Annotated in this window: 17 protein-coding genes and 1 rRNA gene; 9 read left to right on the plus strand and 9 right to left on the minus strand. The window is 72.1% G+C overall.

What is annotated here, in order from left to right:
- Positions 1-46: 46 nt before the first annotated feature.
- Entirely contained in the window at positions 47-1279 is a 1233-nt protein-coding gene (locus AMA02S_RS13285) for an MFS transporter (RefSeq protein WP_067456760.1), read from the minus strand.
- A 367-nt stretch (positions 1280-1646) separates the two neighbouring features.
- A complete protein-coding gene (locus AMA02S_RS13290) occupies positions 1647-2111 on the minus strand; it encodes a MarR family transcriptional regulator (protein ID WP_067457248.1) in 465 nt (154 codons plus the stop codon).
- Between the two features lie 98 nt (positions 2112-2209).
- Between AMA02S_RS13290 and AMA02S_RS13295 the strand changes: the two genes are divergently transcribed.
- Positions 2210-2812 (plus strand): TetR/AcrR family transcriptional regulator, encoded by a 603-nt coding sequence (locus AMA02S_RS13295; protein ID WP_084265065.1) that lies wholly within the window; start codon positions 2210-2212, stop codon positions 2810-2812.
- On the plus strand, positions 2809-3141 hold the full coding sequence (locus tag AMA02S_RS13300) for a DUF2530 domain-containing protein (RefSeq protein WP_067456766.1): 333 nt from the start codon (positions 2809-2811) through the stop codon (positions 3139-3141). The genes AMA02S_RS13295 and AMA02S_RS13300 overlap by 4 nt, the downstream gene beginning before the upstream one ends.
- On the opposite strand, the gene AMA02S_RS13305 is transcribed toward AMA02S_RS13300, so the two are convergent.
- Positions 3138-6194 carry a sacsin N-terminal ATP-binding-like domain-containing protein gene (locus tag AMA02S_RS13305; RefSeq protein WP_157430547.1) on the minus strand — a complete coding sequence of 1019 codons (3057 nt, stop codon included), beginning with the start codon at positions 6192-6194 and terminating at the stop codon, positions 3138-3140. The two genes, AMA02S_RS13300 and AMA02S_RS13305, sit on opposite strands and share 4 nt — an antisense overlap.
- A gap of 41 nt (positions 6195-6235) precedes the next feature.
- Complete coding sequence (locus tag AMA02S_RS13310) at positions 6236-6988, minus strand: DUF3027 domain-containing protein (RefSeq protein WP_067457251.1); 753 nt, start codon at positions 6986-6988, stop codon at positions 6236-6238.
- Positions 6989-7345: 357 nt separating this feature from the next.
- Between AMA02S_RS13310 and AMA02S_RS13315 the strand changes: the two genes are divergently transcribed.
- Positions 7346-8740 (plus strand): MFS transporter, encoded by a 1395-nt coding sequence (locus AMA02S_RS13315; RefSeq protein WP_067456772.1) that lies wholly within the window; start codon positions 7346-7348, stop codon positions 8738-8740.
- 73 nt (positions 8741-8813) lie between these two features.
- On the opposite strand, the gene AMA02S_RS13320 is transcribed toward AMA02S_RS13315, so the two are convergent.
- Both AMA02S_RS13320 and AMA02S_RS13325 read right to left on the minus strand, forming a co-directional pair.
- A complete protein-coding gene (locus AMA02S_RS13320) occupies positions 8814-9209 on the minus strand; it encodes a cold-shock protein (protein ID WP_067456775.1) in 396 nt (131 codons plus the stop codon).
- Positions 9210-9296: 87 nt separating this feature from the next.
- Positions 9297-9962, minus strand: a complete 666-nt coding sequence (locus AMA02S_RS13325) for an HAD family hydrolase (RefSeq protein ID WP_245667492.1) — start codon at positions 9960-9962, stop codon at positions 9297-9299.
- Between the two features lie 301 nt (positions 9963-10263).
- Here AMA02S_RS13325 and AMA02S_RS13330 point away from each other — a divergent pair, with 301 nt between their 5' ends.
- Positions 10264-10584, plus strand: a complete 321-nt coding sequence (locus AMA02S_RS13330; RefSeq protein WP_157430548.1) for a hypothetical protein — start codon at positions 10264-10266, stop codon at positions 10582-10584.
- Between the two features lie 68 nt (positions 10585-10652).
- On the opposite strand, the gene AMA02S_RS13335 is transcribed toward AMA02S_RS13330, so the two are convergent.
- Positions 10653-11141, minus strand: coding sequence for a hypothetical protein (locus AMA02S_RS13335; protein WP_067456778.1), 489 nt, complete (start codon positions 11139-11141; stop codon positions 10653-10655).
- Positions 11142-11310: 169 nt separating this feature from the next.
- Between AMA02S_RS13335 and AMA02S_RS13340 the strand changes: the two genes are divergently transcribed.
- The 3 genes from AMA02S_RS13340 (at position 11311) to AMA02S_RS13350 (ending at position 15048) form a co-directional block, all read left to right on the plus strand.
- Positions 11311-11928 carry a TetR/AcrR family transcriptional regulator gene (locus AMA02S_RS13340; RefSeq protein ID WP_067456781.1) on the plus strand — a complete coding sequence of 206 codons (618 nt, stop codon included), beginning with the start codon at positions 11311-11313 and terminating at the stop codon, positions 11926-11928.
- Between the two features lie 111 nt (positions 11929-12039).
- A complete protein-coding gene (locus tag AMA02S_RS13345; protein ID WP_067456785.1) occupies positions 12040-14442 on the plus strand; it encodes a helicase-associated domain-containing protein in 2403 nt (800 codons plus the stop codon).
- 174 nt (positions 14443-14616) lie between these two features.
- Entirely contained in the window at positions 14617-15048 is a 432-nt protein-coding gene (locus tag AMA02S_RS13350; protein ID WP_245667493.1) for a hypothetical protein, read from the plus strand.
- Here AMA02S_RS13350 and AMA02S_RS13355 read toward each other — a convergent pair.
- Positions 14966-16489: an MFS transporter gene (locus AMA02S_RS13355; RefSeq protein WP_174550954.1), complete on the minus strand. Its 1524-nt coding sequence runs from the start codon at positions 16487-16489 to the stop codon at positions 14966-14968. The genes AMA02S_RS13350 and AMA02S_RS13355 overlap by 83 nt on opposite strands.
- Positions 16490-16596: 107 nt before the next feature.
- On the opposite strand from AMA02S_RS13355, the gene AMA02S_RS13360 reads away from it, so the two are divergent.
- Both AMA02S_RS13360 and AMA02S_RS13365 read left to right on the plus strand, forming a co-directional pair.
- Complete coding sequence (locus tag AMA02S_RS13360) at positions 16597-16899, plus strand: ArsR/SmtB family transcription factor (protein WP_067456789.1); 303 nt, start codon at positions 16597-16599, stop codon at positions 16897-16899.
- 346 nt (positions 16900-17245) lie between these two features.
- Positions 17246-18898, plus strand: coding sequence for a DNA repair helicase XPB (locus tag AMA02S_RS13365; protein ID WP_067456792.1), 1653 nt, complete (start codon positions 17246-17248; stop codon positions 18896-18898).
- Between the two features lie 72 nt (positions 18899-18970).
- On the opposite strand, the gene rrf is transcribed toward AMA02S_RS13365, so the two are convergent.
- Positions 18971-19087, minus strand: a 5S ribosomal RNA gene (gene rrf / locus AMA02S_RS13370).
- Positions 19088-19171: the final 84 nt, after the last annotated feature.

Raw genomic sequence — 19171 nt, forward strand, 5'->3', positions numbered from 1 at the left:
GTCCGGAGATCCACCTCGCCAGCTTTTCAGCCGTTGGCACCCGTTGTCACGCAGATGTGCGGCGTACCGGGGCAAGGGCGAGCCGTATCGACTCGCGAGGTGCCGCCAGTGCCCCCACGGCGAGGGTCGTCAGGACGGCGATCACCCCGCCGAGAACGATGCTCAGGCGCGGCCCGAACTGCTCGGCCATCCAGCCGACCGCCGGTGCGCCGAGCGGGTTCGTCCCGAGGAAGACGAACATGTACAGGCCCATGACCCGGCCGCGCATCTCCGGCGCCACGCTGAGCTGCATGGTGGCGTTGGCGGCGGTGGTGAACGTCATCAGCGCGATGCCGGTCGGGACGAGCAGCGCCAGGAACGCCCAGTACGTCGGCATCAGCCCGGTCACGACCTCCAGCACGCCGAACGCCAGCGCCGCCGTCAGCAGCAGCCGCAACCGGGGCCGTGACGCGCGCCGCGCGGCCAGCAGCGCGCCGGTGAGCGCGCCGAGCGCGAGCATGCTGGAGGCGAGGCCGAACGAGGACGCGCCGGTGTGGAAGACCTCCCGGGCGACGAGCGCGGTCGTCATCTGGAAGTTCATGCCGAACGTCGCGACGAAGCCGACGAGCACCAGCACCATCATCAGATCGCGGCGGCCGCGGACGTAGCGCAGGCCCTCGCGGAGTTGGCCCCGCGCGCGCTTGACGGGGGCGGCGGGGTGCAGTTCGTCCGTCCGCATCGCGTAGAGGCCGAAAAGGACGGCACCGAAGGACGCCGCGTTGAGCAGGAACACCGGCGCGGTGCCGAGCACGGCGATCAGCACGCCGGCGACCGCCGGGCCGAGCAGCCGGGCACCGTTGAAGCTGGCGCTGTTCAGCGCGATGGCGTTGGGCAGGTCGCGCCGGCCGACCATCTCGATCGCGAACGACTGCCGGGTGGGGTTGTCGACGACGGTCGCGAGGCCGAGCCCGAACGCCAGCACGTACACGTGCCAGACCTGGGCGGCCCCGGTGAGCGCCAGCAGGCCGAGGACCAGCGCGAGCGCGCCCATGGCCAGCTGCGTCAGCATCAGGACGCGTCGCTTGGGGTACCGGTCGGCGATCACCCCGCCCCACAGGCCGAACAGCAGCAGCGGGAGGAACTGGAGGCCGGTCGTGATGCCGAGGGCGGTCCCGCTGCCGTGGGCGAGGTCGAGGACGAGCCAGTCCTGCGCGACGCGCTGCATCCAGGTGCCGGTGTTGGAGACGACCTGGCCCGCGGTGAACAGCCGGTAGTTGCGGTTGCGGAGCGAGCGGAACATTCCGCCGCTTCTGGCGGCGTCGGATCCGCCTTCCTCAAGCCTGGCCTGTTCCGGCTCGGGTTCCTCCGGCTCGGGGTCCTCTGGTTCGGCCTTGACGTCCTGGAGCGTTCCGTCGGTTCCGGGTACGCCCTGCGGTTCCGGGCTCCGGAGCGCGACGCCACCGGGCCCGCGCGCCGCGGGCCCGTCCGCTTCCCCAGGGCCATCGTTAGCAGAAGTCATTACCAAAGCTAACGATAATCGGCAGTGGGCTATTCCGGCAACTGCGGCATGTCACCCACCCCGTCCGGGGGCGCCGTCGCCGGGGATCACGACCGGCGACCGGGGTCCAGACCGGCCGCCCGAGGGCCAGACCGGGCCCCCGGGGGGGTCAGGACCGGCTGAGCTTGTCGATGATCGGAGCGGCCTGGCGGAGGATCTCCTGCTCGTCCTCGGTCAGTTCCCCGAGGCGCTGGGACAGCCACGCCTCCTTGCGGCGCCGCTCGTCCCGCAGCAGGGTCGCGCCCGCCGCGGTCGCGCTCAGCACCACCTGGCGCCCGTCGGTCGGATGCGGGCTGCGCGCCAGCAGGCCGCGCTCCTCCAGGAAGGCGATGACGCGGGTCATCGACGGCGGCTGCACCTTCTCGTGGTCGGCCAGCTCGCGCGGAGTCATGGAGCCGTGCCGCTCGATGGCGGCGAGCGCCGCGAACTGGGTGAGCGACAGCGGGCCCGGGACGCCGTCGCCGGCGGGCCGGAGCGTGCGCAGCCGGCGGGAGAGCCGCGCGATCGAGATGCGCAGCTGCTCGGCCAGCCCCGGGGCGGCCGCCGTGCGGCCTCCGTCCGGTGGCGGTGTCATCGTCATCGTTCTCCCAGATCCCTCGCTCGCACGTCCACCTCTTGACAATGCAGGCTAAGTCTATTAGCTTAATGGCTATCACTATTAAGGAGGCTGGTTTGCCGCGCGCAGGACTGTCGCCGGACGCGGTCGTGGACGCCGCCATCGCCATCGTGGACGCGGAGGGCCCCGGTGCCCTCACGCTGGCCGCGGTGGCGGGAAGGGCGGGGGTCGCGACGCCCTCCCTCTATAAGCATGTCCGTAACCTGGCCGAGTTGCGACTCCTGATGACCGTTCGGGTGATGGAAGAGCTCACAGAACGGCTCGGAGAGGCCGCTCTGGGACGCTCCGGAGACGACGCGGTGCGCGCCGTGATGCGCGCCTACCGGTCTTACGTCATGGAGCATCCGGCCCGGTACGCCTCGATGGAGCAGTCAGCCGAGCCGATAGAGCGGATCGATGCCGCCGGAGAACGGCTTCTGGGCATCATCCTCGCGGTGCTGCGCGGATATGACCTGGAGGGTTCCGCACTCATCCACGCCGCCCGCTGCCTGCGTTCGGCCGTGCACGGCTTCGCCGTCCTGGAGGCGGCAGGCGGGTTCGGCCTGCCGGAGGACCTGGAGACCAGCTACGAACTGCTCATCACCATGGTCACCGGCGGGCTCCCCCACGCCCGCGGCCACTCCGCCACCGTGGAGGCGCCGCGTAACCTGATCCCATGAGCCGACCGCGCCTCCCCGACCCGCCCCCGATGCGGACCAACGACGTCCGTATCGCCGCCGCGGGCACCGCAGCCTGGGCGGTGGCGCTGGTCGTGCTGCTGATCGTCGACCTGCCGTCCGGCGACCGCTGGTGGCTCTGGGTGTGCGTCGCGGGAATCGTGATCGGCCTGTTCGGCGTGTGGTACATCCCCCGCCTGCAAGCCGGACGTGCCCGCCTGGAGGAGACGCGCGCCGCCGCTCACCAGGGGGCCGAGCCCGAGGCGACCGAGTCTGAGGCGACCGAGTCTGAGACGGTCGAGCCCGAAACGGTCAAGCCCGAGGTGCGCTAGGGCTCCAGGTCGGACTCCGCCTGCAAGACCGGCAGGGATCCGGGATCGCGCAGGACGGCTTCGACGAGGAGACGGTCTGGCCAGTCCCCGGTCGTCCAGGCGAGGGCGCGGGCGAGCCCCGCCGGGCCGCTCGCGTGGACCTCACCGTCACCGGCCCACCAGGGCACATCCTGCCCGTCCACGATCAGGCGTTCGTGCGCCAGGTAGGTGGCCGGCGCGTCGGGAAGGACGGCCCGGACCACCGGCGGCACTGGACGCTTCTCCCCCGCCGACTCGACGACGCCGGGCACCTCGTCGCTCGCCAGGGGCAGATCCAGGAGTTCGGCGAGCCGGGTCTCCCGGCCCTGCGCGGCGATGACCAGAGGCTGCCCCGGCAGGAGCGGAATGAGGTCGGGGCTGTCGAGGACGAGGGCGTCCGCCGCGTCCACGACCTCCACCTCACCGTCGACGACCGCCCGCACCTGGTCGGGAGGTTCCACGGTGACGTCGGGGGCTTCGGCCAGGGCCGTCCAGAGGCCGCCCAACTGGACGCGGGTCAGGTACCGAGCGGGGTCGCCGAGCCGTTCGAGGAGTTCCTGCGCGCCTCCGGGCTCGTCGAGCAGACCCGCCAGGGACGTCCGGACGCCCAGGGCGAGCAGGAGATGCTCGTCCACCCCTTCTGGGGCGGCGTCGTAGAGCCCGGCCAGCGCGTCGCCCTCGTCACCGGAGAGCCGGAACTCGCCCGGTCTACGTCCGTCCAGGACGGGGTGACGGCTGAGCCACCACGCCGTGTAGGAGGGGACGGCGACGCGGCGACCGTTGTGCAGGGTCACATGGGCGGGTTCGACGATCGCGGCCCGCCACGGCGGCCCCGCGAGGAGCCGCAACGCCGCGGGCCAGTCCTCGACGAGCTCCAGATCGCGGACGGCCTGGAACTCGGGCACAAGCGGTGGAAGGTCCTGCGGCCCCACCCGGGTGAGCACCTCGTCGGCCCACCGGTCCTCGTCGTCGAGTTCGAGGGTCTCGGCCTCGTCGGCCAGACCCGTCAGGTTCACGTCCTCGCTCCGCACCAGGGCGAAACCGTTCAGAACACCCGCTGCGGCGAGGGGTCCGGCGCCCCACCGCTCCAGTGTTTCGCCGTCCACCACGCCGAACGGCGCGTCCTCGGCCATGACGCCGCGCAGCGGGCTGTCGGGAAGCAGCAGTTCGCCCGCCGGGTAGAAGTCCCCGTCGGTCGCCGGTAGCGCCAGGTCGGCGAGCCATGGTTCCTCGCCGGGATCGATCCGCGCGGCCGAGACGAGACCGAGAACGGCCTCGGCGACCGCGTCCGGATCCTCGTCGTGGAAGGAGCCCTCGACCGCGGCCCGGACGGCGGGATCCACGAGCACGGCCCGCGGGCCCGCCTCGACCGCGCCGAGCCTGACCAGCAGCGGGTGCACGGCCTCGGGGTGGACGAACCGCAGGCCCAACGCGTCCAGCCCGGCGGGGTCGACCCCCTCGGCGATCAGCAGCCCGCGCGGCCCGCGCACGAGACGGCCGCCCCGGGAGAGGTGGCCGGCCCGGGAGACGTGGCCGGCACCGCCCATGCGGTCCTCCCCGCCCGCCAGTGGCACCGGGAGGGCCCCCAGAGCGTCTGTGGCGGCCTCGGCCAGCGTCCCGTACAGCCGGTGCCACCACACCGGTTCCCGGTCCACAGAGGCCAGCTCATCGATCACGTCCGCGAGCTCGACCCGGCGGACGCCGAGCGCGGCCAGCGCCGGGTTCCGGGCGGGCCAGCCGGGCGGCAGCAGGCCCGCGAGCAGGCCGTCCTCGGTGAGCAGGTCCACGAACGCGGGCGGCGCGTCCAGCGCGACCGAGTCCCGGCCCCGCGCCCGGTGCGGCAGGAGCGGCGCCTCGGGCAACCGCTCCAGGACAGCGCGCCTCAGGCGTGCGTCCAGTTCACCTGCCCCGACCGGCCCCGGGACCAACTCCAGCAGGCGCGGCGTGCCGGATCGTCCTTGCAGGAGCTTCTCGTAGGCTTCCGCAGCCCGTTCCACAAGGAAGTCAGTGAGCGCACCAGGCGCCACATGCCGCCGGTCCGGTGCGAGCGGAAACGAAGCGATGAGCAAGGCGGGCAGATCGAGACGTTCATCGCTCGGCGTCGGCGCATGGACGACCGCAGGCGTTTCCTTGGGCAATCCGTCCTCGGGCAGGGCCCATCGCACCTGCCACACCGGCCGGGAACGCTCCTCCGTAGGACGGTCTGCCAGAAGCTCCGGCGGGATCGTCCCGTGCGCCTCGACCGTGCGCCACACGGACCCGTCGATCGTGACGGCGTCCGGGGCACCATGCTCGGCGGTGACCGTCCGCAGGTCCCCGTCGATGTCGATCTCGACGATCTCCAGCGCGGGCAACGCGAGCATCAGCGCGGGCCCGGCCTCCGCGAGCTGGCGCCGCACCCCGTCGACGGCGGTATCCCGCAACGGCAGCCGCACAACCGTGTCGAACCCGTCGGGCACCTCGGGGGGATCGGCGCAGGCGAAGGGCAGCCGCAACAGCGGAACTTGCCCGGCGCGCCGCTCAAGCTCGTCCGCGAGCCCCGGAACGCCCCGGACCAGTTCCCGGGCGCGCCCGAGTGACCACTCGATCCCCGCGGTGTCGGCGGTGTCGATGGTGCCGGCGCCCGGCCCCCCGGAGGGCCGCCGCGTGGCGATGGCGGGGGCGTCGGTCACGGAGACGACGGCGGCGAAACCGACACCGAACCGGCCCACGGCGCCCGCCTCACCGCGCTTCGCGGACGCGCGGAGAGTGGACAGTGCCTCGGCTCCGGCGGCGTCCAGCGGCGCCCCGGTGTTCGCCGCGACCAGCACCCCGTTCCGCAGGGTCAGGCGCAGACGGCCCGGGACGGCCGCGCGGACGGCGGCATCGGCGGCGTTCTGGGCCAGCTCGACCACGACGCGGTCACGGTAGCCGCCGAGGGCGTGGTCCTCCTCGGTGTTGGCGTCCTCGCGGAACCGCGCCGGGGACTCCGCCCAGGCGCGCAGCACCCGGTCCCGGAGACCGCGTGTGCCGAACGGGTCCGGCGTCTCAGTCACCGGACGTCCCCCCTCGCCGCATGGCCGGTCCGCTCCGCAGCTCAGCTATGACCGAGAGCCTCTTCGTCCTGGATCTCGGCGCCGTCCGCGGCGGCGCCCACCGGGACGACGTCGTAGCCCAGCTCGTCGATGATGGGCGGGCCGTGCTCGGACGCGGCCGGGATCGACACCGCCTCGGAGTGCGCGCCGCAGCCGTGGTCGGCCGACACCACACGGCCGTCGTCGGGGGCGTACTCGTTGGCGCACACACCGAAGACCTGCCGCAGCTCACCGGCCAGTGCCACGAAGAAGCCACAGGTGGAGCACTGTGCCGGGGCGGAGGTCGCGATCGAGGCACGTGGCCCCGCGACCCCGTCGTACCAGCGCGCGGCGGCCTCGTCCCGCCCCTCCTGGGACAGCACCCGGACGCGCCCGAGGCCGAGTTCCCACGCCGCCTCGTGCTCGATGGAGTCGTCCACCTGCGTGTAGCCGGGCACGAGCCGGACGTCGTCGGGGGCGGTCGGCAGCAGATCGCCGGGACCGAGGTCGCCCGGACGCAGCCGCTCCAGCCACGGCACCCACGGCGGCGCGAGGAGCGCGTCGTCCCCGGGCAGCAGGACGCATTCGCTGACCGTCACGATCTTGGCGCGGGACGCCCGGGTGACGGTGACCGACCACCGCCAGCCCACGTAGGCGGGATCATGGGACGCGAAGTCGTGCGTGACCACGCGGTCGCCCTCGGGACGCAAGCCGAGATGCTCCCCGACCGGGAACGGGTACGCGGTCTCTTCGGCGGCCTCGCGGGCCAGGTCCACCGCCTCGGCGCAGGTGGCGTCGACGGCGGGGGTCCGGGCGCGGCGGGCGGTCCCGGTGGCGCGCGGGGTGGTGGTGCGCGCGGTGGCGGGACGCGCGGTGCTGGGCTGGCGCAGTGGACTCACATATCGATTCTCGCGCATCCGGGGATGTGACCGGGCACACCACCACCCTTGACCACCCCCTGATCGTCCTCAACCGGCCCGGATCAACCCCGAACAACGGGCACGGAGCGGGCATCCACCTCGTTGGCGGAGGTGAGCCAGGCACGAAGAGGGGAACGTACCCTCAGTTGAGCCACTCCGACGGCCGTACCTCGACGAAGACCGCGGACGACCACAATGGGGGGATCAAGCGGCATGGCAGACGGGCCCCACCCGATCGGGCGTTCCGTGCGCGCCGGGGCCGGCGGCGCCGGACGGGCACTTCGCCGCGCGTGCTCGGCGGTGCTGCGTACGGGCCGGCTGACCCGCCGCGTCACGCACGCGCACGGTGCCGGGCGCAGCGGCCTCGGCAGCCTCGTGGAGGCGTCGGCGGTCAACGCCGCCGGTGACGCGCTGGTCGCGGTGGCGCTGGCCGGGACGCTGTTCTTCGGTCTGGACGTCAACCAGGCGCGCGGTCAGGTCGCGCTCTACCTGCTGGTCACGATGGCGCCGTTCGCGCTGGTCGCGCCGCTGATCGGCCCGGCCCTGGACCGGACGCGGCACGTCCGCCGGTATGCCATCGCCAGCTCGTTCGTGATCCGCGGCCTGCTGTGCTGGGCGATGGCGAGCGCGGTGCTGAACGGCGACCAGGTGACGTTCCTGCCCGCCGCGTTCGGGGTGCTCGTGCTGTCCAAGGCGTTCGGGGTGCTGCGGGCGGCGGTGACGCCCCGCGTCCTGCCCGACCAGATCACGCTGGTGACGGCGAACGCGCGGGCCTCGTTCGCGGGCCTGATCGCGGCGTCGATCACCGCGCCGCTCGGCGCAGGTCTCGCCGCGCTCGCCGGGGCCGACTGGGCGCTGCGGATAGCGACGGTGGTCTTCCTGCTCGGCGTCGTGTTCACCATGCGCCTGCCCGGCCACGCGGACACCCCCGAGACCGAGCGTCCGGCGGACGACACGAAACCGCGAAGCCACTGGCGGACGCTCCCCCGTGTCGGCCCGGTCGTCGCGGAGGCGATGCTGGCGAACGCCGTCCTGCGGGCGTTCTCCGGCTTCTTGATCCTTTACCTGGCGTTCCTGCTGCGGCAGGAACGGTTCGACCCCGTGTCCCACAACGTCGCGCTGGGTCTGCTGGCGGCCTTTGCGGGTGCGGGCGGGTTGATCGGCACCACGCTCGGCGCCTACATGAAGGCGCGGGCGCCCCGGCTGATCGTCTCGGCGACGCTCGGGTCGGTCACGGCCGTCACGGCGGTCAGCGCCGCGTTCTTCGGGCTGTGGGCGGCGCTGGCCGTGGCGCTGGCGGCCGGGCTCGGCCAGGTCCTCGGCAAGCTGTCGATGGACGCGGTCGTCCAGCGGGAGATCGGCGAGGAGATGCGCTCGTCCACGTTCGCGGTCTCCGAGACGCTGCACCAGCTCGTCTGGGTGATCGGCGGGCTGCTCGGCCTCGGCATGTCCATCGTCGCGGACGGGCGGGTCGCGATGGCCGTCGTGGCGGGCGTCCTGGCGCTGGCGTTCGCGCTGCTGCTGTCGCGCGGGGCGCGCGGCCACCACGAGCAGACCCATCGCCCCGCCACGATCAACGACGCCGCCCACTCCGAGATGCGCACCTGAACCCCGGCACCTCAAACCCGCCCCAGACGCGCCCCGCTAGGGCCGCCCGCACAGGGACGACCCGTGGCGCGCGTCAGGGGTGCAGGTCGTCCGCCACAGCGCGGAGCACGGTGGCGATCTTCTTCGCCTCGGCCGGGGCCGGATGCTTGCCCCGCCGGTAGGTGGTGGAGATCCCGTCCAGCAGCTTGATGAGGTCCTCGGTGATGAGGACCATCTCATCGGGTTTCTTGCGGCGTTGCTTGGCGATGGTCTTCTCGACCGACGGCAGCGTGTCGAGTATCCGCACCGACAGCGCCTGCTGGCCGCGGCGGCCCTCGACCACCCCGAACTCGATGCGCTGGCCCGGCTTGAGCGTCGTCACACCGCCCGGAAGTGCGGAAGAGTGCACAAAGACCTCACCCCCGTCGTCGCGGGTGAGGAAGCCGAATCCCTTGTCGGAGTCGTACCACTTGACCTTGCCAGTCGGCACGGGAAACCTCGTCTAGTAATCGTCCGGAATTCGCCCCAAGATTAGTGCCTCCCCGCGACGCGGTGAACACGATTATCGCCCGCCGGATCAGGCGGCGGCGAAGTCCAGCAGCCAGCCGGGGAAGGGGTGCAGGTCGGGCAGGACGACATCGGCGCCGTACGCCTCCAGGGCGGCCGAATCGAAGGAGCCCGTCGCCACGGCCACGGCCACGGCGGAGGCGGCCCGCGCCGCGTCCACATCACCGGTGTGGTCGCCGATGTACGCGCGCGCGCCGTGCTCGCGTAGCGCGACGCCCTTGTCGGAACCGAAGAGGCCGCCCACTACGACGTCCACCTGCAACCCCAGGTAACGGACGGTGCGCTCGGTGTCGGCCTGGTTCTTGCCGGAAACGACGATGACCTGTCCTCCTCGCGCCCGGACGGCGTCCAGCGCGGCGACGGCCCCCGGCATGGCCACGGTCGCGGGGATGGCGACGTCGGCGTAGATGGCCCGGTACCGGGCGGCCATCACGGGAACCTCGCCCGGGGGGAACCAGTAGCCGAGTTCCTCCTCCAGCGGTGGCCCGATACGCCGGACGACCTGCGCGGTGTCGATGGGCACACCGGTCTCGGCGGCGAGCGCCGCGTACACCGCGCTGATCCCGGCACGGGTGTCGGCCAAGGTCAGGTCGAGGTCGAAGCCGACGGCGAGCGGGGCGGACGCGGCGGCGGCACTGCGGGCGGCGATGTTTCGCGAGGAAGGGAGATCCGGCACGCCACTCAGGGTAAAGGTCCGGTATGGCGACCAAGTCAGGCCCCCCGCCCGGACGGCGCGCGAGAGAACCCGCGCTCCCCTGGTAGTGGCGATGCGACGGGATCCGAGTAGGAGAACGCGGGAACCTTCTCGCGCGACGACTGCCGCTTTTCTCATCGACCGAAACTGGTCTGTCCGATCGACCGGAACAGTCGCCCGTGCTGCGGATATACCCGAGCCCCTGGCCACAAACCACGTGACCAGGGAAAACGCAGGGCTCGAACGGGCCACCGGGAGCAAAAGAACGACCGAGGAGAGCGCTATGACAGGGCCCGGCACCGAGACCCGGCGTCGCACCGCGGACACCGTCAGGAACGTCGCCGCGACCGTGATCTCCCTCGCGACCACGGCCGTGGTGCTGATCCTCGCCGTGCACATCGTGTTCGTGGCGTTCGAGGCGAACACCGGCAACGGCCTCGTTCGCTGGTTCGCAGGCCGGGCCACCGATCTGGCCTGGCAGTTCAAGGACGTCTTCCAGCCGGCGAACGCCAAGGCGACGGTCGTGGTCAACTACGGGCTCGCCGCGGTGGTCTACCTGGTGATCGGACGGACCCTGGTCTCACTCGTCCGCCGTCTCGGCTGACCCGCCCGCCGTTTCGACTGATCACCTACCGAACAGGTCAGAAAACTGTCACCCAGACACGCCACCCGTTACTTACCTTCCCGTCCCGGGAAACGGACGGTGTCGAACGGCCAGGCCGTCGTGACCCATTCGCGGACGAACTCTTCCAGCTCCTTCTCCAGAGCGGAGTTCTCCTCGTCGGCCCGCACCCAGAACACCACCACCGCGTCGGCGTCCGGCCCGTCGCAGGGGGCGACGTGGATGCGGCCGAGCTGGCGGTCCCCGTCCGGGGTGATCACGACGTAGCTGAACGACCGTCTGAGCTGGCCTTCCTTCTGCAGCCAGGCGACGTCGATCAGGGCCTGCTCGAAGGTGAACTCCTGGTCGGGCCAGCCCCACTCGGGACCGAAGCGCCCGGCCAGCCGGTCCAGGCTGCCGATCACCGCGCCATAGTCCTTGACCACGTCCGACACCGTGATCGGGCGAATCTGGAAGCGGGGTCCGGCGACGAGCGTGGGGACTACGAACTCCTCGGGAAGGAAGGCCCCCTGGCCTGCCTTCCGCGGAGAAAGGAACATCCGTCGACCCTTCCGGCGACGCCCCCTCCGGCGACAGGGGCGCGAAGCACAGAACTCTAGTCGCACCTGGCCGGGTGCGAGACAGATCACGAATTCGGGCGTGCCGCACCCGAGGCAGGGACTCCCAGGTCGAAGATGCCTTACTGTTCTCGCGGAGGATCTCATCACCATGACGACATCTACGCGCGAACGGATCGTGGCCGAGTCGCTCCGGCTGTTCGCCGACCGCGGCTACGCCGCGACCTCGGTCGCCGAGATCGAGGCCGCCGCCGGCCTCTCCCCCGGCGCGGGCGGCCTGTACCGCCATTTCCGGTCCAAGGAGGAGGTGCTCGCCTCCGCCATCCGCGAGCACATCGAGCGGACGCGTCAGCAGATCAGCGACGTGCTGAAGCACGCCACCGCGTTCGCCGACCGCCCCCTGGAGATCCGGCTGCGGATGACCTGCCAGGCCGGCCTCGCCAAGATGCGCGAGGAGCAGGACCTCATCCGGGTGCTGTTCCGCGACCTCGACCAGTTCCCGAACCTCGTCGCCGAGATGCGCGAGGGCATCGTCAACCCCCTGTACGACGGCATCGCCACCTGGCTGTCCCAGCAGCCGGAGTTCGCGGGCTCCGACGAGGACTGGCCGGCCGTCGCCGCCGTCCTCGGCGGCGCGGTCGTCAACTACTGGCTCGCCAACGAGTCGATGTACGAGCCGCCGACCCGCATCGACGAGAAGCGGTTCGTCCAGAGCTGGGCGCGCCTCGGTCTCGGTCTCGTGGACCTGGAGCGCACACCCGCCTCCTGACGTCCCTCCGCCGAGCCCGCATCGTTCGCGCCGCCCCTTCTCCTACGCCTTGCTCCTACGCTAGGGGGCCCGGCAACGCACGCCGCACGGCACCTAAGGTTGGGAAACGGCATGGAAACGTACGCGGACTGGTTGCGCGCCCGAGAGGACGACGAGCTTCGCGCGCTGCTGTCCGCGCGCCCGGAACTCCTCGCGCCCATGCCCGCCGACCTGACCGCGCTCGCCGCCCGCGCCGCCACTCCCGCCGCGATCTCCCGGGCCCTGGACCGCCTCGACCGCTTCACGCTCGCGCTGCTGGAGTCCCTGCTCGTCCTCGCGCCGCCGGTGGACGCGGACACGCTCGCCGACGCGCTCGGCGCCACCCCCGAGGAGGTCGGCGCCGCCGCCCGTACGCTCCGCCGCTACGGGCTCGCCTGGGGGGACGAAACGCTGGCCACCGCCCCCGGCGTCCGGCAGGTGATACCGCACCCGGCGGGGCTCGGCCCGCCCGTCCGGGAGGTCTTCGCCGGCTATTCCACCGACCGGCTCATCATGCTGATCACCGACCTGGACGGCGAGCCGCCACGCGGATTCGCCGACACCGGGCGGCTGCTGCGCCGCCTCGCCGAACTCCTCGACTACCCCGGCGCGCTCATCGACGACGCCGGCCCCGAAGCGCGCGCCGCCCTCGAACAGCTCATGTGGGGACCGCCCGTCGGTCGCGTCGCCGACGCGCGCCGACCCGTCCGGATCGCCACCGCGACCACCCCGATCGAACGGCTCCTCGCCCGCGGCCTCCTCGCCGCCGAGGACGACCGGACCGTCACCCTCCCCCGGGAGATCGCCCTCCACCTGCGCCGCGGCCACCTCTTCCAGGACCTCACCGCGCAACCGCCCCCGCTGACCGGCCCGGCGGGCGGCGCGACGGCCGCGGCCGCCGCGGAGCGGCGAGAGGACCTGGTGGTACGCGCCGCCGCGGGAGAGGCGTTCAACGCCGTCCGGCTGACCGAGGAGCTGCTGGAGCGCTGGGGCCTGGACCCGCCGCCCGTCCTGCGCAGCGGCGGCCTCGCGGTCCGCGACCTGCGCGCCGCGGGGACGCTGCTGGACGTCCCGGAGTGGAAGGCGGCGCTGCTGGCCGAGGTCGCCTACGCGGCCGGCCTGCTGACCCGGAGCGGCGACCTGGACGGCGAATGGCTGCCCACCCCCGCCTACGACCTGTGGCTGATGCGCGACATCCCCGGCCGCTGGACGGAGCTGGCGCGCGGCTGGCTGAAGTCCGACCGGGCCGCCGGGCTCGCCGGGGAGCGCGACGACCGCGACCGGCTGATCAACGCGTTGAGCGAGGGAATGGTCCGCGGCAGCGCCCCCTCCGTCCGCCGGACGACCCTGGACGTGCTCGCGGGCGCGGGCCGCGGCGTGGCCGTCGACGCCGACGCGCTCCGCACCCGGGTGGCGTGGCTGCGCCCGCGCCGCGGGGGCCCGTCCCGCGACCGGCTGCTCGGGTGGACGCTGCGCGAGGCGGGCGCGCTCGGGCTCACCGGGTTCGGCGAGCTGGCCCCGTTCGCCCGCGACCTGATCGCCGGCGACGACCCGGAACCCGTCCTGGAGAAGTACCTCCCCAAGCCCGTCGACGAGATCGTCATCCAGGCCGACCTGACCGCCATCGCGCCGGGCCCGCTGGTGACCGAGCTGGCCCGCGAGCTGGCGCTCGCCGCGGACGTGGAGTCCACGGGCGGCGCGACCGTCTACCGGTTCACGCCCGACTCCGTCCGCCGGGCGCTGGACGCGGGCCGTACCGCCGCCGACCTCACCGCGCTCCTCGGCCGCCACTCGGCGACCGAGCTGCCACAGCCGCTCACCTACCTCATCGACGACGTGGCCCGCCGGCACGGGCACCTGCGGGTCGGGTCCCTCGCGTCCTACGTCCGGACGGACTCGCCCGCCACGCTCGATGAGATCCTCGCCGACCGGCGCGCCGACCCGCTGCGCCTGCACCGGCTCGCCCCGACCGTGCTCGCCTCCGGGCTGCACCGGTCGGAGCTGCTCGACGGACTTCGCGCGATGGGCCTGGCCCCCGTCGCCGAGTCCCCGGGCGGCGGCGTGATCGTGACCCGGCCGGACGCGCAGCGCGCCGAGCCGCCGCCGACCGCCGAGATCGTCCGGCTCCGTCCGGACGAGTCGACGGACGACTCGATGATCTCCGCGGCCGTGCGGGCCCTGCGCGCCGGCGACGAGGCGGCCGCGCACGGCGCCGAGCAGGCCCGGCTGCGCGCCGACGCCCCGGCGGGCGACCCGCCCCGGTCCCCGGCGATGGCCACCGTCGAGCGGCTCCGCACGGCGGTGGAGCGCGGCGGCCGCGTCTGGATCGGCTACCTCGACCAGCAGGGCCAGGCGTCCAGCCGGATCGTGGAACCCGTCCGGGTGGAGGGCGGCTTCCTCACCGGCTTCGACGCGACCCGCGCCGCCGTGCACCGGTTCGCGCTGCACCGCATCACCGGCGTTTCCGAACTGGACGACGACCCCGGCGCCACCTGACGCGGGACGGCCCCGCGCCGCCCTCGGGAGATCCAAGGGACCCGGCTCCGACCTGGAGGGAACCGGCGAAGCACGCAGACTGTCCAACGGGTGACGTACCGGACCGGTAACGTGCCACCCTCAACCTGGGACCGAGCGGCCGGTCCGGGGCGGACGGCGACAAGGAGGCTGCCTGTGAGCGGGTACGGAGGGAGTCCGCCACCCGGCTGGGAGGACCCCTACGGCGGGTCGCAGGGCTGGGGCGGCGCCGGCGGATACGGCGCGCCGCCCGGAAGCCCCTATGGCCAGGGCCCGCCACCCGGATACGGATACGGCCCACCGGGAGTGCCGTACGCGCCCGCCAGCAACGGTTCCACCATCGCGGCGCTGATCTGCAACATCGTGGCGATCGTGCTGTGCTGCAACATCGTCGCCATCCCCGGCGTGATCCTCGCGGCCATCGCGATGGGCCGCGTCCAGTCCGATCCTCACTCGGCGCGGAAGCTGACGCTGTGGAGCTGGATCCTGTTCGGCGCGTCCATCGTCATCGGGATCGTTGTCCTGGTCCTCTGGATCGTCCTTGCCGCGAACTCCGAACCAGACTACGGCTCCTCGTCCGGGATCTGACCGTCGACGCCCCGGCGCCGCCTGCTGAGGACGCCTCCACGCGCCGCAGAGCGAGCGCGATGCACACCCCGGCGACCATTCCCCCCGCGGCCAGCAGGACGGCCGTCCGCCCTCCGTCGGCGGTGGCCGCGCGGAAGGGCTCACCCACGAGGCCACCGCCCGTCCCCCTGTTCGCGATCACTGTGAGGACGGCGAGGCCGATCGCGTTGCCGAGGTTGAGCGCGGTGGAGGCCATCCCGTTGGCCACGCCTTGCCGGTCCCCGGTGACACCCGTGGACGCGGCGATCCACATGGCCGTCCAGGCGATGCCCTGCCCCACCCCCGAGACGATCAGCCCGGGGACGGTGGTGAGGAACGCGGCGTCCACGTCGAACCCGGCCGCCAGGAGGACGGTACCGGCGACGCCCCCGGAGAATCCGACGACGAGGGTCCGGCGTGTTCCGATCCGTCCGACCATGAGCCCGCCCACCTGCGTGCCGGTGGCGATCGCCGCGGAGGGGATCAGGAACGCCAGCCCTGTCTCCAGCGCCGAATACCCGTGCACGGTCTGGAACAGGATGGTCAGGAAGTAGGGCAAGGCACCGAACGTCGCCATGAAGACGAACGTGATCGACACCCCGACCACGAGGCTGCGATTGCGCAGCAGGCCCGGCGGCATCAGCGGGTCGGCGCCACGCGCCTCGACGAGCGCGAACGCCACCAGCCCCACCGCCGCCAGGACGAAGGCACCGACGATGACCGGATCCGTCCAGCCGGCCTCGGGACCCTGAACGAGTCCGAAGACCAGCAGGGTCGCGCCACCGGTCACGGTCAGCGCGCCGGGCAGGTCGAAGCGCCGGCGCCCGTCCGCCCGCGCGTCGGCTGGGATCACCACGAGCGCCGCGGCCGCGACGAGCAGGGCGAGCGGGACGTTCACGAAGAACACCGCCGACCAGCCGAACGCCTGCGTGAGGACACCGCCGAGCAGCGCCCCCACCGTCAGCCCACTGGCGCCGGCACCGCCCCAGACGGCGAGCGCCCGGTTGCGGCGCGGCCCCTCCGCGAACAGCGTGCCGATCAGCGAGAGCGTGGACGGCAACAGCAGCGCCCCACCGACCCCCTGCACGACGCGCGCCGCGACGATGACGCCCGGGGACCCCGCGAACCCGCCCGCCAGCGAGGACGCGCCGTAAAGAGCCAGGGCCAGGACGAACATCCGGCGCCTGCCCAGCAGGTCGGCCGCCCGCCCGCCGAGCAGCAGGAACCCGCCCGCGAACACGACGTAGGCGTGCACGACCCACTGCTGGGTCTGCTCAGTGAAACCGAGGTCGGCGCCGATCTCCGGTAGCGCCACGTACACGATGTTCAGGTCGAGAGAGAAGATCAGCTGGGCCAGCGCGAGCAGCACGAGGCTCCAGCGCAGGCGGCGCGCGGTGAGCGGCCGGTGATCGTTTTCAGGCATGCGGACGAACACCTCTCCGGCAAAGGAACGGGACTGTTCGAATGTTGTCGTACAGTCCAACAGTTCGTCAATATACGTACAGCCGTACCTTCGCGTAGGCTGGACCCGTGATCGCGCAACACCCCGAGCGGGACCAGATCCTGCTGGAGAACGTCCTGTCGGCCCTCGGCAACCCCCTGCGCCTGCGCATCATCGGCGTCCTGGCCGACGGCGGCGAGCACTCGTGCGGCAGCATCCTGGACGAGGTCTCCAAGTCGACCCTCACCCACCACTGGCGCGTCCTGCGCGACAGCGGCGTCATCTGGCAGCGCCCCTCCGGCCGCGAGAACCTGCTGTCCCTGCGCCGCGAGGACCTAGACGCACGCTTCCCCGGCCTGCTCCCCGCTGTGTTGATGTCGATCCCGGCCTAGCGGCAGTGTTTGATGCAATCCCGGCCCGAGGGGCTCGCCTGACGGCTCGCCCCTCGACCGTGCTTGGGCGAGCGCGTCATCGCTTCGCGATCTTCCCGGTGGGACTTGCCTTCGGCTTCGTCCCACCGCTCAGGTAGCGCGCTCGCGTGACGGCTGAGGCCGCTTTGCGACAGGTCTATTTACCGTGCTCGACAGGCAGCAAGGACACCCGGCCAGGCCTGGGCCGGGAAGAGACATCCGACCCTGGCCGTTACCGAAGGAGGCACCGCGCACCGCCGAGCCTCGGGTACGGTGCACCCGCGGGGCAAGGCATCCATCACCGAGACTCGACGGGGGCTGCTGCTACGTGTCCGATGGTCCACTGATCGTCCAGTCCGACAAGACCCTCCTGCTCGAGGTCGACCACGAGCTCGCCGGCGCATGCCGCAAGGAGATCGCCCCGTTCGCCGAGCTGGAACGGGCACCCGAGCACGTCCACACCTACCGCGTGACGCCGCTCGCCCTCTGGAACGCCCGCGCCGCCGGACACGACGCCGAGCAGGTCGTCGACACCCTCCTGAAGTACTCTCGCTACCCCGTCCCGCACGCCCTTCTCGTCGACGTCGCCGACACGATGGCCCGGTACGGGCGCCTGCGCCTGGAGAAGGATCCGACGTCCGGCCTCGTCCTTTCCTCCTCCGACCGCGCCGTCCTCGAAGAGGTCCTGCGCGCCAAGAAGGTCAAGGGCATGATCGGCGAGCGGATCGGCGAGGACTCCGTCGCCGTCCACCCGAGCGAGCGCGGCGCCCTCAAGCAGGCACTGCTGAAACTCGGCTGGCCCGCCGAGGACCTCGCAGGCTACGTGGACGGCGAGGCACACCCGATCTCCCTCGCCGAGGACGGCTGGGAACTGCGCTCCTACCAGCGGGACGCCGCCGAGGCGTTCTGGCACGGCGGCTCCGGCGTCGTCGTCCTGCCCTGCGGCGCCGGCAAGACCATCGTCGGCGCCACGGCCATGGCCCGCGCAGAGGCGACCACGCTGATCCTCGTGACCAACACCGTTTCCGCGCACCAGTGGAAGCAGGAACTCCTCAGGCGCACCACCCTGACCGAGGACGAGATCGGCGAGTACACCGGTACGAAGAAGGAGATCCGTCCGGTCACCATCGCCACGTACCAGATCATGACCACGCGCCGGAAGGGCGTCTACTCGCACCTCGAACTCTTCGACGCCCGCGACTGGGGCCTCGTCGTCTACGACGAGGTCCACCTGCTCCCCGCGCCCATCTTCCGCATGACCGCCGACCTCCAGGCCCGCCGCCGCCTCGGCCTGACCGCCACGCTCGTCCGCGAGGACGGCCGCGAGGGCGACGTCTTCTCCCTGATCGGCCCCAAGCGCTACGACGCCCCCTGGAAGGACATGGAGACGCAGGGCTGGATCGCCCCCGCCGACTGCGTCGAGGTCCGCGTCACCCTCACCGACTCCGAGCGCCTCGCCTACGCGACCGCCGAGCCCGAAGAGCGCTACCGCTTCTGCGCCACCACCGACACCAAGACCAAGCTCGTCCAAGCCCTGGTGGACCGCCACCGCGGCGAGCAGACCCTCGTCATCGGCCAGTACATCGACCAGCTCGACGAACTGGGCGTTCTCCTGGACGCCCCGGTCATCAAGGGCGAGACCCGAGTCCGAGAACGCGAACGCCTCTTCGACGCCTTCCGCTCCGGAGAGGTCAACGTCCTGGTCGTCTCCAAGGTCGCGAACTTCTCCATCGACCTCCCCGAGGCGTCCGTCGCCGTCCAGGTCTCGGGCGCTTACGGCTCGCGCCAGGAGGAGGCGCAGCGCCTAGGCCGCCTCCTCCGCCCGAAGGCTTCCGGCCAGGGTGCCCGCTTCTACGCCGTCGTCGCCCGCGACACCCTCGACCAGGACTACGCGGCCCACCGGCAGCGTTTCCTTGCCGAACAGGGCTATGCCTACCGAATCATCGACGCCACCACCGTCCTCTCAGGGGACGATATCTAGCGGACAGTCGGGCATTATGAGCCGGAAATAGAAAGGGCCCCGCCGTGACGGCGGGGCCCTTCCACACAACAAGTCCGGCGGTGTCCTACTCTCCCACACAGTCTCCCATGCAGTACCATCGGCGCTGAGAGGCTTAACTTCCGGGTTCGGGATGGGACCGGGTGTTTCCCCCTCGCCAAAACCACCGAACGCCTCACGCACCACCCCCACAAACAAAGGGGCAGGCAAACCCAGGCATCCGAGACCAGGCTCGGTATTCACAAATCAAAAAAC

Source organism: Actinomadura macra NBRC 14102, assembly GCF_001552215.1.
Classification (GTDB): domain Bacteria; phylum Actinomycetota; class Actinomycetes; order Streptosporangiales; family Streptosporangiaceae; genus Spirillospora; species Spirillospora macra.